The organism is Methanomicrobia archaeon, from assembly GCA_016930255.1.
In the GTDB taxonomy this organism is placed as follows: Archaea; Halobacteriota; Syntropharchaeia; order Alkanophagales; family Methanospirareceae; genus JACGMN01.
In genome coordinates this window covers 16,058-30,352 of the sequence record JAFGHB010000084.1, presented here as the reverse complement: position 1 = coordinate 30,352, position 14,295 = coordinate 16,058, and the positions used below count along the sequence as shown (strand labels likewise).

The following is a 14,295-nucleotide window of genomic DNA, read 5'->3' as shown; positions in this document are numbered from 1 at the left end:
TCTGCAGCCAAGGGTAAGACTGTTCGTCTATTAAAGGAGATCGTGAGCTGGGTTTAGACCGTCGTGAGACAGGTCGGTTGCTATCTATTGGGGGTGCTGGAGGTCTGAGGGGAAGCTGCTTTTAGTACGAGAGGAACAAAGCAGCGGCGCCTCTGGTGTACCGGTTGTCCGACAGGGCATTGCCGGGCAGCTACGCGCTGGTGGATAAGAGCTGAAAGCATCTAAGCTCGAAGCCATCCCCAAAAAGAGACTTCCTTAAGGGCATCATTAGAAGAATGGTTTGATAGGGCTGGGGTGTAAGACTCAAGGTGATAAACCGAGATTTTTAGCCCGCAGCTACTAACGTCCGCACCAATCATCTCGCTGAGTCCAGATGAAATCAGAGTTGTATGTGCGTGCGTTCTTTTTCTTTCTTTTCTCTTTTCACCCAGACTTTATGCATTTTTTACTACGCGATATACCGGTTAGCAGGTATTTTTTATAGTCCCATCTGCTACTTTATATAATCCAAACTGAACTGAACAGTGCCAAGGTGGCGGAGTGGCTACGCGGTTGACTGCAGATCAGCTATACCCCGGTTCAAATCCGGGCCTTGGCTTCCATAGCCTTTGCCACCTGCTCATTTTTTATGATTCGTGAGCTGTGACGTATTGCTGGATTTTAGCAGTGCGACCGCACGTGTGTACGTAAAGAGACGTGACTTCCTCAGTAGACAAACCCGAGTTATACCTCTCCACATCGTCTGGGGGCATAAGGTACCGTGCTCAGCGGTCAAGCACTTGTAAGCGCTAAAATCGACTCGTTCCTGCTTTAAATTCCTAAATGCGGTTTATTAAGTGAAATAGGACTAATAATAACGTAAATAGTGAAAATAACGGCTATTATTTCTTAGAATGGGAGCCTACGCAAGGGTTTTATTATGCGGCGTACAATAGATGTGTATCACTCTTGATGTTCATGGGGTTCAGCGGAAGCGGAGTGGAAGAAGATGGGAATAAAAGTTTACACAACAAAAATCTGCCCGAATTGTAAGCTCGTCAAGGAGTTCCTGACAGCGGAAGGGGCGGCGTATGAGGAGGTGGACATAACGACAGCGGAAGCGCTGACGGAGTTACGCATGCAGGGCGTGTTCACGATGATTACGCCGGTTGTCCAGGTCGGCTCGACGTTTCTTACGGATACTGATTTGTTTAATGGCGATGAGCTGCGGAAGGAGCGGTTGAGAGAAGTGCTAAAGGAAGAGGAAGAAGCATGAAACGGATCTTTAATGTGACGAACGGCACGTTGCAGACGACGCTGGACGGTATGACCTTGCGCTTCCCGAAGGTGCGAACCAGCGATGGGCACATGCTGGAGTGGGATAAGGAATCGATAGTAAAGCAGCTTTTGCGTGAGACGAAATTGAGTGGGAAGTTTTATGGGCATTCGGGGATCGATGAAGAGACGGCGCGTGAGATCGCGAAAGAGGCGGAGAAGCGGATAAAGATGATGGGCATCTCGCAGCTTTCGGGCGCGTTAGTGCGAGAGATCGTGAACCAGATTTTGCTGGAGGAGTATCACGAGCAGGAGTGGCGGAACGTCTGCACGCGAGTGGGCACGCCGGTGTATGACGCGCATCTGATTGATATCGGGGAGGGGTTTGAAGCGAACGAGAACGCGAACCTGCAGGAGAATGCGGAGACGTCGCACAAGAAGAAAGCGGACAAGATCTGTAAGGAGCAGTATTTGCTGCTCTTACCGCCGAAGCTCGCGGACGCGCATCTCAGTGGCGATTTGCATATCCACGATCTCGAATATTTCGGTACGCGCGGGTTCTGCCAGGACTGGGACCTCAGATACTTTTTCTATTATGGGTTGATGCCGGACGGCTCGGGCACAAAGGCCTCGGTCGCGGGCCCGGCGAAGAAGCCAGAGGTGGCTATTCTACATGCCGTGAAGATTTTGGGCAGTGCCCAGACCAACTTCGCAGGCGGTCAGGGCTTTTTTAATTTCCTTACGTTTATTGCGCCGTATTTAGAGGGGCTTTCGTACGAAGCGATCGAGCAGTTGATGCAGATGTTCGTGTACGAGATGACGCAGATGCAGGTTGCTCGCGGCGGTCAGTTGGTCTTCTCGTCGGTGCAGCTCACGCCGGGTGTGCCGAAGATCTGGAAGGACAAGCCGGTGGTGTATAAAGGCGAGGTATGGGACGGCGAGGCCGTGCCGCTGCGGACGTACGGCGAGTTCGAGCGCGAGGTGCGGTTGGCGTTCAAAGCGCTGATGAACGTGATGCTGCAGGGCGATTACTGGGGTAAGCCGTTCAACTTCCCGAAGCCGGAGATTGCGATCGAGCCTTATTTCCTGAGCGAGGATGAGGAATTCAACGGTAAGCATCCGGATTTGCCGACGTACGAAGAGCTGTATGATCTAGCGTTCGAACTGACGGCGAAGTACGGATCGCCGTATTTTGATAACAAGATCCCAGAGTATCGGGGCGCGGGCGAAGGTGTTTCGTGCTACCAGTGCTGCGCATACAGTTTCAAGACCTCGCCGGAGGATGCGGACTTCAAGGACAAGATGTATTTCAGAAACGGCGCGCACTTCACGATGGGCGGCTGGCAGGTGATCACGCTCAACTGTCCGCGAGCGGCGTACCGTGCGGATCACGATGATGATAAGCTGATTACGGAACTGAAACGGCTGATGGACTGCGCCGTTGAGGTTTTGAAGGTGAAGAAGAGCTGGATGAAGCAGATCATCGAAAGCGGCCGCATGCCATTTGCGACACAACGACCGAAAGATCCGCACACGGGCGAGAAAGGGACGATGGCGGTTCATCTCGACGAGCTGGTGTATATCATCGGCGTGGTGGGCATCAACGAGATGGTGCAGTCCCATTACGGGAAGCAGGTGCACGAGGATAACGGCGCGTTACGGCTCGCGGTACGAGCGATGACGGAGATGGAGCTGTACGCGAAGGAGCTATCGGAACGAGAAGGTATGACAATCAGCTTTTCGAGGACACCGGCGGAGACCGTGGTGCAGCGATTCGCCGTTGCGGACATTCTGAACAAGGAGTTCCGGGATAAGGCGCTGAGCGTGGTGAACGGCGATGTCGAGCGCGCGCTGGCACGTATCCATGAGACCCGTGACCTGCCCATATATTACACGAACGGCACGCACGTGCCACCGAATGCGGACGTCACGCTCGCCGAGCGGATAAAGACCGAGCATATCTTCTTCCCGATCGTTGACGGCGGGAATATCATGCACATATTTTTGGGCGAGGGCTATCCCGACCCAAGAGGAGTGAAAAGTTTGGCAATGAAGATCGCGGAGAATACGCAGACGGGCTATTACGCGTTTACGAAGGATATGACGGTCTGTAAAGATTGCGCGCACGTGACGATGGGGCTGATGGAAGCGTGTGAGAAGTGCAATTCGGATAATCTCGATTACATATCGCGGATCACCGGGTATCTGCAAGCGGTAAGCGGCTGGAACGAGGGCAAGAAGCAGGAATTAATGGACAGGATGCGGTACGGTGGGAATGAGGTAAGGTGACCTATATAGCTTCCAATTCAACCTACATTTTTGTTTACATTTTAGAGATATTACCGCTGCTCGTATATTCGCTCTTCATAGAAACGAGATTTGCCTCGAGACGTGCAATAATATTGTATGGTATCCAAGCCATTATCTTTGCATTTACATCCTTTATTTTGTCTCCTATTATCTCGTCAAACTTAGTTGTTTTATTTGTTCTCTTCGCTATTGGTTCAATTTGGCTGTATTATGGCATCAAACTAGAAGATAATTCTACTATTGTAATTTGGAGTTTTAAAACATTGGCTGCTATCCAAATACCAATAGTTCTGTATGGTTATCAATTATTGTTTTTTAAGGATCTGAATAACACTTTTGGGATGATTATATTCTTATTAGCTTCATTTCATCTTCTATCTTACCTCATATCTTACTTTCGAACGAATTATTAGTGTACCTGCCTACGAGATGCACGAATTTGGCATCACTTCAAGCTTATGCACCTAAAAACATTAAAAATTAGCATTTTAGGTGCAAAGCCCCCTCAAAGCAAAACTTTACGCAAAATACCTTCCCCTTTCTTTTGGCGATGATTTTTTGAGGTTTGATAAATTAACAGTAAAAGCGCAAGAAGCGCTGCAAGAAGCGAAGAACCTCGCTAATACGTACACTGTATGGGTCTAGCTAGCTACTCTGTGACATCTTATCCACGCCAGTTTTACAATCCAACGTGCTCCATCCACCAGAGCAGTGCCGTTAAGGCAATGGCAACGGGGATGACGATGAGCCACTGATTCACCTTGAGCACCTCCGGGAGCGTAATCGCGCCGAAGTCGCCTTTGTTCAGTACGGATTTCTGCAATTGTGGATAGAGCGCGGCGAACAGGCCTGACCCGATCAGTATCCCGACGATACCGCCGAAGAGCGCGTCGAACGCGCCCTGACCGACCGCTCCGGCGACCGTACCCGGACAGTAGCCGAGGACAGCAAAACCGACGCCGAAGATGAGCCCGCCAATCACCGAAGCCCCGATAGAGCCGGGCTTGGGATGGAGCTGCGCCAATCCAAGACTTCTGAGCAGGTGTACGCCGAGCATGCCCGTAATTGAGGCCGCGAGCATGATCTTGACGACGGTGAAATCGGTCAAGAGCAACTGGCCGATGATGACATTGTAGTCCGTTACACCCCCTTTTTGGAGCAGGAAGCCGAATGCAATTCCAATCAGCAGCCCGATTACCAGTTGCACTTTATTTTTACCGTGTAGTTTTGTTAACATCTTGATACCTCCTAACTAACCGATAACATAAAAGATGAGCATCGCCGTCGCGATCCCACCGATGAAGAAGCAGATGGCTGCGAGCCAGCTGCTGACCGCTAATTGGAGCGTACCGCTGATTCCGTGCCCGCTGGTGCAGCCGCCGGCCCAGCGTGCGCCGAGCCCCATGAGAATGCCGCCGATGAGCGCAACGAGCCAGCGGAGCACCGGATTCGTCCCGAAGCTCGCAGCCCACAGGCTCGGCACCCACAGCACGTGAAACGTGCCTCCGAGATTCGCGGAGATGAACGCGCCGATCACAACACCAAGAACGAGCATCCATTCCCAATCGACAACCGGGGCAAACTTCTTGTAATACTGCTTCTCCAGCACCTTGTTCCCGCGAACGAGCCGTTCGATCATCCCGCTCGTGCGTGCATATGCCGTTGAGCACCCAATCGCTTTATCGGAGAGCAGGAACGCGAACCAGCTCAAGATACCGATGCCTATACCAACGATGTACGGAGACCAGCGCTCCAGCATCAAATACTCCATGGTTTCTTCTTTCTCCCTCCTAACCTCAGATTGTGAGTCCCTGCGGGAATCGCGGCCCGTGCGGGATAGTGCAGACCGTGCATTCGAGCCCGTAACCCGCGGCGTTGTAGCCCGTCATGCCGCCCGCAACGTTATAAACGTCCTCAAATCCGTGCTGCTTCAGAATGCTTACGCCGAGACTCGAGCGATGACCGGTGTTGCAGATAAGAAACGTCGGAACGCTCGGATCGAACTCCGTATACCGTGTCCGAAGATCGGCCACGGGTATGTTGATCGCACCTTTGATATGATAGCCCGCATATTCACTTGACGAGCGGACATCCACGAGCGCCAGATTGCGCTCGCCCGTTATCTTCTTATGGAAGGCATCGATCGATAACTGCGTCACGTAGCTTGTAGGCAGGCCGGTCTTCGCCCACTCGAACATGCCGCCCTCAAGGTAACCGACGACCTCATCAAGGCCCACGCGGCGCAACCACACGACAACCTCAGCTGCCTGCTCACTGCTGTCGGTCACCAGAAGGATGTCAGAATCCGGTGGCAGCACCCAGCCGGCGAAGGTGGCGAAATTACCTGCAAAATCGATGTGAAACGCGCCTGGTACGTGCTGCCCACCGAAGGAATCGTAACTACGTACACCGACAACGACCGTGTCGTCCTCTTTCGACCGCGCGTAGAACGGTTTCGGCTCCAGCGCTGCGAGGATCGGAAGATCGCGTATCAGAGTCGGTCCCCTGCGGTTGATCGCGCTGCAGCGGCTGAAATGGTCCGGCGCAGGAGGCATATCTGTGGTCAGCGATGTGATGAACTCCTCGCGGTCGGCGATCTGCAGTTCCGCATTATATCTCCGTTCATAGCCGATCGTGCTTGTCCGCTTCGCGCCCAGAGCGCGGCCACAGAGCGATCCGGCGCCGTGTGCGGGATAGACCTCGCAGAAGTCCGGCAGTGCGAGTAGTTTCTCATGCAGGCTGTCGTACAATTTCGACGCCAGTTCCTGCGCCCTGCCCGGGAAGAGATCGGGTCGCCCCACATCGCCGACAAAGAGCGTATCGCCACAGAACAAACTCACCGGATCTTCTCCGCGCGACCTGTCGGCGACCACGTAGCTGATGTGCTCGGGCGTATGGCCCGGCGTCTCCAGTACCCGGAGTGACATGTCCTCGATCTCAAAGCTATCTCCGTCGGCGAGGCCGACGTGGTCGAACGCGCATTTCGCGGATTTCGGTGCGTAGATCGGTGCTCCTGTTCTGTCCGCGAGCTCGATATGCCCAGAGACGAAGTCCGCGTGGAGATGCGTCTCTAAAACGTGCGTGATATCCATATTCATGGCTTTAGCCGCATCAAGATAAATCTCCACGTCACGCCGAGGGTCGATGATCGCACAGGTCTTGGTACCCCCGAGCAGGTAGGAATTGTGCGCAAGGCCCTTAACGAAAAAATTATGTATAATCATACGCATACACCTCTGATAGAGTATCTAATAAGCCTGTGCAATAAATAAGTTGTGGAAGCCGCGAGAGAAGGTTAGGGAGACGAAGCTTTCTGGTCGTCGCGATCCTCACACGGGTAGGATTCCGCCATCTCCTTGTCCAGAAAATAGCTGAGCACCGTTCTTATGGCAACAATGCCGCCAAGAATCGCCATCTCCTCTAATGTCGGATCCGTGATGGTGCGAATGATATCCGCAGCGATGAGGAATTCCAGGCCCAGAAGGAGATACGAACCGAGTTGATGCCGCAGCGCTTCCCGCTCTCTGCATATGACACGTCCCTTTATCTGTGAATATTCGAGCCGAAGAACCCTGCCGAGGCTGATCACTACTCCCCAGACGATGATCGCCATGCCGCTAATCGCGATTCCGGTGTAAATGTAATAAAACGGATCCATGGTCTTTGCCCAAGGCGCTCTTCTTCACATCGGCCTGTTTCCGAAACTACATTGTCAAACTACATTGTTATACGTACAATAAATAGATGAGCCCGACGGCAATCACGATGAAGATGATCGTGAGAATGCCACCGGCCCTCAGGTAATCGGCGTTGTGATAGCCTCCTGGAGCCATGAGTAACGCATTCACCTGATGGGTGGGCAGGACGAAGGAGTTGGAAGCACAGACGGCGACGAGTAGCGCCAGCGCACGAGGACTTATTCCGGTCATGCCGCCGATGATCATGACCAACGGCACTAACACGACGGTCGCTGCGACGTTAGACATGAAGAGGGTGAAAAGAGTAGCAAGTGCGGCAATGGCAATCAGGATTAGAAGCGGATGACTGCCCTGGAGCGGCAGAATCATGCGGTTAGCGACGTAGCTTGCCGCACCGGTTTTTTCCATCGCTATACCCAGAGGAATCAAGCCGGCGAGCAGAAACACCGTACGCCAGTCAACTGCCTTGTAAGCCTCATCAATCGGGACAACGTTCAGGATGATCATGGCTAGGGCACCGGATAAGAGACCAAGAGAAAGTGGAACGCCTAATAAAATCAGCACAATCGCGCCGAGAAAGCACGAGGTCGCCGTTGCTGGCTTCGCTCTACCCGCAGCCTCCGTCTCTATCGGCGTGACGAGCACGAAGTTACGGTTATCGCCCATCGCTTTGATGTTCTCCCAGCGACCATGAAGGATAAGCGCATCACCGGGCTGCAATGCCTGGTCGGAGAAATCGCCTCGTTCCTCTCTGGCACCGCTCAATAGCATGATCGGTTCAACACCGTAGGTTTTCCGCAGCGCGATCTCGCGCAATGTCTTTCCTGCAACAGGCGCTTGCGGTGGTATGATTACCTCGGCGAAACCCGCCATCCCACCGCTCCGGAGATCCTCGAACAGACTCGTCTCTTTCCTACTCTGTAACTGATACTCCGCTACGAATCGCTCAATATCGCTCTGGTCGCCGAGCAGTGCGAGTTCCTGGCCCGCAACGAAGCGCGTATACCGCCAAGGCGCGTAGAGCAGCTCATCGCCCTCCGCAAGAGCCAGGAGGTTAATATTGTAATGCATCCAGAGCTGCACCTCTTCGCGCGTTTTGCCGACCAGCGAGCTCTCCATCGGAACCACACAGTGGTAGATCGTCGCCGGCAACCGCCACGTTTCTATTAACTCCTGTTGCGGGCTGACCGCTTCGCCCTTATGCGTCGGGAGCACGAACGTGCCAAAAACCAGGAAGTACGCTATACCGACGCCCAAAAGCACCAAGCCAATCGGTGTAACGCCGAAGAGGCCAAATGGCGGCTGGCCGCCCTGTTTTAACAGGTCGTTAAGGATGATCAATGGACCTGACCCAACCATAGTGAGCGTTCCGCCCAGGATGCCCGCAAAACCCAGTGGCATTAACAATCGTGAGATCGGGATGCTCGTCTTCTTGGAGATCCGCATCACCGCCGGTAGGAACAGAGCGACGGCGCCAATGTTCTGCATGAACGAAGAGATCAAGCCGACCGCTGCGGAAACCAGACCGATCAACCGTTTCTCACTCGAACCCGCAATGCGAATAATAGGATGTGTAATGCGGTTCATAACTCCGGAACGACCGACGCCATAGCTCAAAATCATCACGGCAATGATCGCCACCACCGCATTGCTCGCCAAGCCTGAGAACGCCTCGGTGGGTGTAATCAAGCCCAGCCATGGCAAACTAATCATGATCAAGATCGCAATCACGTCAACGCGAAAAGCTTCGGTTACAAACAAGATGACGGTCACGACGAGTACGATCAGAACGAGCACGATCTCCGGTGTCATACCGCATCACGAGACCTCCTTTTCATGGGACGGACGCCTTCCTACCCCTTTCCTTTCGTTTTGTCTTTGGAACAATCGTAGGTGTATCAGAAATTGGTGAGAGCTTATAAGTAACTTTGGTGCTATCGTGCTCAGTCAGTTGTGGCGTTCTTTGGCTAGATCGCGCAAATCAAATTGGTGAATAGTCATTTCGGCCATGTAAAAATCGTCATAGCTCAAAAGATTACTCTCACGAGACTGAAGAGAATTCGCGGATTCTTCTTTATCATCTCTTTCAATAACGCGCGTTCCGTGCACTCCGTCATTCTCAGGTCGCCGGATAACGGCTGGAAGAACTTTATGAGTTCCTCGTTGCTCAGGTTCAGCACGATGTTCTTGACCTTCAAGCCCACTTCCAGCACCCTACCGAATTCGCGTTTCCACCGCTTCTCGTATTCCCGCAACCGTTTCTTCGAGACGTTATGCTCCTGTACCGCCTTTGCAATCACGTCACCGGCGATCGCGCCACCTTGCAGCGCTTGCAAAATACCGCCGCCCGTGATGGGATTGGCATGCCGTGCCGCATCGCCGACCAGAACCAGCCCGTTTGCTACCGTTTCGTACACCGGGCCGCTCAGGGGCACCGCGCCGTACATCTCCGTCAGTACCTTACCGTTCGGGAACCGGTCATTCACAAACGTCTGCAGATACTCGCGTGCGCATCGACCATCACCAAACGCATCACCGCTGATCCCCAGTCCGACATTCGCGCAATCCTCGCCCTTTGGAAATATCCAGATATAGCCATTCGGGGCGATCTCGGCGTCAAAGATAATCTCAAAAAAGCCCTTGTTCACCTCGATATCACACATAAGGAACTGCGCACAGGATGCAACGTCTGCTAAGGGCAGTCGCGTGTCAATACCAGCCCATCGGCCAACCCGCGATTCCACGCCGTCCGCGCCAACGACGACGTCCGCACGAATGCGAACCTCTTCACCCGCAGCGTTCGCGTACACGCCCTTTACATACCCGTCTTCCTTGATGAGGCCGTACGCCTGCGTCTTCACGCGCACTTCCGCACCCGCGTGCGCTGCTTGCTGTGCCAAATGCTTATCGAATAACCGCCGTTCAAGCACGTAGCCTGCGACTTCTTCGCCTGCTCCCGATACTGCCACTCGCGTGCCGCCGGGGCCGTAGGTGACAATGCCGTGCAGCGTGGTGCTGATCCAGCGCGGGTCGATATCAACGATCAGCTCGAGCTCTTTGCTCACGCCCTCCCCGCATTTCACGGGCACGCCGATCTCAGCGTTACGCTCAATGAGCAGCACGTCCAGGCCCTTCTCCGCCGCGGTTCGCGCAGTTACGCTGCCCGCAGGGCCCGCGCCTACCACGACAACGTCATATTTCTCCTCGTTCATTTGTTTTTAGGCTACGTAGCTAAAGGTAAGGAGAGCATGAACCTACTTAAATTTATATCGCTACTCTAAGAACAGGGCGGTATACGTAAGTAAGAACCGAAACCAAAAAATGACGCTCATTTTGGGTCTGGAAGGAACCGCATGGAACCTCAGCGCTGCGCTGGTTAGCGAAGAGCACGTGCTATCAGAGGCCGAATCGACTTACAGGCCCAACTATGGCGGTATCCATCCGCGCGAAGCGGCACAGCATCACGCCGCTGAAATAAAAGACGTTGTCTCTCGAATGTTAGGAGGCGCAAAGGAAACTGATGAACAGTTCTCATTGGACCAAATCGATGCGGTCGCATTCTCGCAAGGCCCTGGCATGGGCCCATGTCTCAGAACAGTCGCTACCGCAGCACGAGCGCTCTCACTATCGCTAAAAATACCGCTCATCGGCGTTAATCACTGCATCGCGCATATAGAGGTCGGACGATGGCAGTGTGGCGCGAAAGATCCTGTAGTGCTGTACGTCAGTGGTGCGAACTCGCAGGTATTGGCGTACCGTGCCGGGCGATATCGTGTGTTGGGCGAAACGCTGGACATCGGCATAGGGAACGCTCTGGACAAATTCGCGCGACATCTCGGGCTCAGCCATCCCGGTGGTCCGAAGATAGAGGAACTGGCGTCCAAGGCTTCCAGCTATATCGATATGCCGTATATCGTGAAGGGTATGGATTTCTCCTTCTCCGGCCTGACCACAGCCGCTAAGGACGCGGTCGATGCGCACCCTGACGCCAAGGCGGATGTGTGCTATTCCTTCCAGGAGACGGCGTTTGCCATGCTCACTGAAGTGACCGAACGCGCGATGGGCCATCTCGATAAGGACGAAGTGCTGTTAGCGGGCGGTGTCGGCGCAAACAATCGCTTGCAGCAGATGCTCCAGACAATGTGCGAAGACCGTGGAGGGCGGTTTTACGTGCCGGCGAAGAAATTCCTGGGTGACAACGGCACGATGATTGCGTACCTCGGGCTGCTCATGCTCAACAGCGGTAACACCACTCCACTCGATCAATCACAGGTTCGCTCGAATTATCGGCCTGATGACGTTGAGGTCACGTGGAGAAACGAGAGAACGATACGTCGAAATCGTTAGTTAAAGGCTTCGCGCTTCTTAAGAGATGATGCCCTTCGCTTGATAAACCAACCCAAAAGCTACCAAATCGAAACAAGACAACTCATGAGCACGCCGGAAAACAGTGGTATCGTAAGATTATCATCGAGTTGCACGTTATAAGCCCGCAACGGCACGCCATCTGCAATCGTGGCACCTAACGCGCCGAAAACGGCCACGGGTAACGAGCGGAGCACAAGCCAGCCTATTGTAAAGGACGTAATGAACATCACCAGCATCACTTCCGGGCGCTTCATTCGCTTTTCGTGCCAGTCTGGGTTATCCACATTCACCACGGCTCCTGCCAGAGCGGACGCGGCATCTCCTATCGCCAGCATGAGGATTGCTGCGATAGCGATACTTTTCTCGAAGAGCACAATGCTGAGAAACGCGCCGATGAAAAAGAAGACATACGCACCGATTCCTCGCTCCTCCTTCTTCCTGAGGAACGGCAAAGAGACGATACCACGGAATCGTAACCATTCAATGCCGGCAATGAGAACGAAGGCAAGAAGAAAGCCGAGAATGAGTAACTCCTTCGTTAAGACAAGATAAAGGAGCGGAATCGCAACACCGCAGATATGCACCGTTTTTCGTTTCGCTTCTGCTATCAAAACGCTCGATTTTGTGATTGACATTTTAAAACTATATTTATTGCCCGGATAACCGCACTTCAATCATAGTGTTCCTTTTAAACTCTGTCCAAAAGTAGTTACGGCAAAAATATGCTTTCACTTTTAGCACAGGTTTTCCTTACGTATCCCTTCTGAAGGAAGATCCAGAACTAAGAAAAGGCGATAGTTCTTTTAGTAAAGCTTTTCCTTCTAAGAAAAAATTTTACGCGAACATTACGCCCGCCGCTTTCGCATAATTCCACTCCTTGCTTTCCTTTACCTTCTTTATTGCTTGCTCGAAGTCTTCCATTTCTACTGCTTCCTTTTTCTTCTTCTCGTCATTATTTCGCGCTGCAAGCATACCCGCCTCGATACATATTGCCTTTATATCAGCACCAGTAGCGCCAACTCCCACTCCATTGAAATTTTCCGTGAGTGCTACTAATCTATCAATATTTAGGGCACTCGACCTTTTCATTTTGGCTGTGTGAATCTTAAATATCTCCCTTCGTGCTATCTCCTTGGGCATCGGCACTTCTATGATGCGGTCAAATCGTCCGGGTCGGAGCAAAGCAGGATCGAGAATATCCGGTCTATTCGTGGCTCCGATTATCCGCACCTCCCCTCTCTGGTCAAATCCGTCTATTTCTGCTAATAGTTGCATCATTGTCCGCTGCACCTCCCGCTCGCCCGAGGTGCCGTCTTCGATTCTTCGCGCTGCTATCGCATCGATCTCGTCAATGAACAGAATAGATGGGGCTTTTTCCTTTGCCAATTCAAACAGTTCCCGCACCATTCGCGCACCCTCGCCGATGTACTTCTGTACCAACTCAGAGCCGACGATTCGTATGAACGTGGCGGCTGTGCTGTTTGCTACTGCTTTTGCAAGCATCGTTTTTCCCGTGCCAGGCTTTCCTACCAGAAGAACGCCTTTCGGGGGCACTACACCGATACGCGCAAACCGCTCTGGCTCGGTCAGGGGGAGTTCAACTACTTCTCTTATCTCGTTTATCTGCTCAGCCAACCCGCCTATCATGTCATAGCACACATCCGGGGATTCGATTACCGTCATTCCGTATACTAGAGGATCTTTCGCGGACGAGAGGACACTTACCACGGCCAGCGATTGCTGATTCAAGCCAACCTGTGCGCCGGGGAAGACTTCCTGGGAATCGATGAAATGCGAGTAATTGACCACGAACCGAGGGCCCGTGCTGCTCCGCACTACCATCTGTTTTTCATCTATTATCTCGACGACCGTGCCGATAATCAGCGGTGGTGCTCGCAACTTCTCCAGTTCTGACCGCAACTTCCTTATCTCGCTCTCGTAGCGAGTGCGCATATCCTCGTAATACCGCCCTTCTCGCTCTGAACTCTCCAATCTCTCTTTCAGACGGGTATTCGCATCCTCCAACCGCTTTATCTGGTCCTGCAGGTATCGCGAGTACTCATCACTTGATGTTGCACCACTACTGCTCGCTTTCATTTTACCCTACTATTTATTTCTCCGTACTAACATATATAAAAAAACGCGCAAGGATTTAGAACTGAACTAAAATGACCGAGTGTGAGGTATGTGGTGCGGAAATAATAGGAAAGGCGCAATACGTCCAAATCGGCAGCTCAAAACTGCGTGTCTGTAAAACGTGCGCACGATACGGGTCTGTCGTGGTGGAAGATGCACGAGCACCGGCGCACGCGTACGCTCAAGCTCAAGCTCAAACGAGAACCATTCCGGGTATCGGACACGCGCAGCTCGCAGCGCAGGCAAGGCGGAAATTATACGAGCAGATGGACCGTGAGATAGAAGAAGGGCTTGAGATAGATGAGGATTACGGGCGAAAGATAAGAGAAGCGAGGGAGCGAGCCGGGCTGAAGCAGGCAGAGCTCGCACAGAAGATAAACGAGAAACAATCGTTGCTGCGGAAGATAGAGCACGAGGAGATACTGCCCACCGACGAGGTGCGGGTGAAAATAGCGCGTGTTCTGAACATCACCCTTTAAGTCTCACTCACCCACTCACGTGCGTCATGTCTGTCATGTCACTTCATGTC

General features: G+C 52.8%; 12 protein-coding genes, 1 tRNA gene and 1 rRNA gene. 6 read left to right on the top strand and 8 right to left on the bottom strand.

What is annotated here, in order from left to right; translation table 11 throughout:
• The 4 genes from JW878_11110 to nrdD all read left to right on the top strand — a co-directional run.
• Positions 1 to 362 (top strand): 23S ribosomal RNA (locus JW878_11110); the annotation flags it as partial.
• Between the two features lie 164 nt (positions 363 to 526).
• Positions 527 to 598 (top strand) — tRNA-Cys (locus tag JW878_11105).
• 390 nt (positions 599 to 988) lie between these two features.
• Positions 989 to 1,255: an NrdH-redoxin gene (locus tag JW878_11100; protein MBN1763599.1), complete on the top strand. Its 267-nt coding sequence runs from the start codon at positions 989 to 991 to the stop codon at positions 1,253 to 1,255.
• The gene (nrdD, locus tag JW878_11095) at positions 1,252 to 3,543 is read left to right on the top strand and encodes an anaerobic ribonucleoside-triphosphate reductase (GenBank protein ID MBN1763598.1); all 2,292 of its coding nucleotides are present in this window, start codon (positions 1,252 to 1,254) and stop codon (positions 3,541 to 3,543) included. The genes JW878_11100 and nrdD overlap by 4 nt, the downstream gene beginning before the upstream one ends.
• Before the next feature lie 700 nt (positions 3,544 to 4,243).
• On the opposite strand, the gene JW878_11090 is transcribed toward nrdD, so the two are convergent.
• From JW878_11090 to JW878_11065, 6 genes are all read right to left on the bottom strand, one after another.
• The gene (locus JW878_11090; protein ID MBN1763597.1) at positions 4,244 to 4,801 is read right to left on the bottom strand and encodes a YeeE/YedE family protein; all 558 of its coding nucleotides are present in this window, start codon (positions 4,799 to 4,801) and stop codon (positions 4,244 to 4,246) included.
• A gap of 15 nt (positions 4,802 to 4,816) precedes the next feature.
• Positions 4,817 to 5,335 (bottom strand): YeeE/YedE family protein, encoded by a 519-nt coding sequence (locus JW878_11085; protein MBN1763596.1) that lies wholly within the window; start codon positions 5,333 to 5,335, stop codon positions 4,817 to 4,819.
• A 25-nt stretch (positions 5,336 to 5,360) separates the two neighbouring features.
• Positions 5,361 to 6,788, bottom strand: coding sequence for an MBL fold metallo-hydrolase (locus JW878_11080; protein ID MBN1763595.1), 1,428 nt, complete (start codon positions 6,786 to 6,788; stop codon positions 5,361 to 5,363).
• A gap of 71 nt (positions 6,789 to 6,859) precedes the next feature.
• Positions 6,860 to 7,222 (bottom strand): DUF1622 domain-containing protein, encoded by a 363-nt coding sequence (locus tag JW878_11075; protein MBN1763594.1) that lies wholly within the window; start codon positions 7,220 to 7,222, stop codon positions 6,860 to 6,862.
• A 67-nt stretch (positions 7,223 to 7,289) separates the two neighbouring features.
• Entirely contained in the window at positions 7,290 to 9,074 is a 1,785-nt protein-coding gene (locus tag JW878_11070) for an SLC13 family permease (protein ID MBN1763593.1), read from the bottom strand.
• Positions 9,075 to 9,289: 215 nt separating this feature from the next.
• The gene (locus JW878_11065) at positions 9,290 to 10,474 is read right to left on the bottom strand and encodes an NAD(P)/FAD-dependent oxidoreductase (GenBank protein ID MBN1763592.1); all 1,185 of its coding nucleotides are present in this window, start codon (positions 10,472 to 10,474) and stop codon (positions 9,290 to 9,292) included.
• Positions 10,475 to 10,583: 109 nt separating this feature from the next.
• On the opposite strand from JW878_11065, the gene JW878_11060 reads away from it, so the two are divergent.
• Positions 10,584 to 11,609 (top strand): bifunctional N(6)-L-threonylcarbamoyladenine synthase/serine/threonine protein kinase, encoded by a 1,026-nt coding sequence (locus JW878_11060; GenBank protein MBN1763591.1) that lies wholly within the window; start codon positions 10,584 to 10,586, stop codon positions 11,607 to 11,609.
• Positions 11,610 to 11,668: 59 nt separating this feature from the next.
• Here JW878_11060 and JW878_11055 read toward each other — a convergent pair whose 3' ends face one another.
• Together JW878_11055 and JW878_11050 are read right to left on the bottom strand one after the other, a co-directional pair.
• Complete coding sequence (locus JW878_11055; GenBank protein MBN1763590.1) at positions 11,669 to 12,265, bottom strand: hypothetical protein; 597 nt, start codon at positions 12,263 to 12,265, stop codon at positions 11,669 to 11,671.
• Positions 12,266 to 12,464: 199 nt separating this feature from the next.
• Entirely contained in the window at positions 12,465 to 13,727 is a 1,263-nt protein-coding gene (locus JW878_11050; protein ID MBN1763589.1) for a proteasome-activating nucleotidase, read from the bottom strand.
• Positions 13,728 to 13,798: 71 nt separating this feature from the next.
• Between JW878_11050 and JW878_11045 the strand changes: the two genes are divergently transcribed.
• The gene (locus JW878_11045) at positions 13,799 to 14,245 is read left to right on the top strand and encodes a TIGR00270 family protein (protein MBN1763588.1); all 447 of its coding nucleotides are present in this window, start codon (positions 13,799 to 13,801) and stop codon (positions 14,243 to 14,245) included.
• The last annotated feature ends 50 nt before the right edge of the window (positions 14,246 to 14,295 follow it).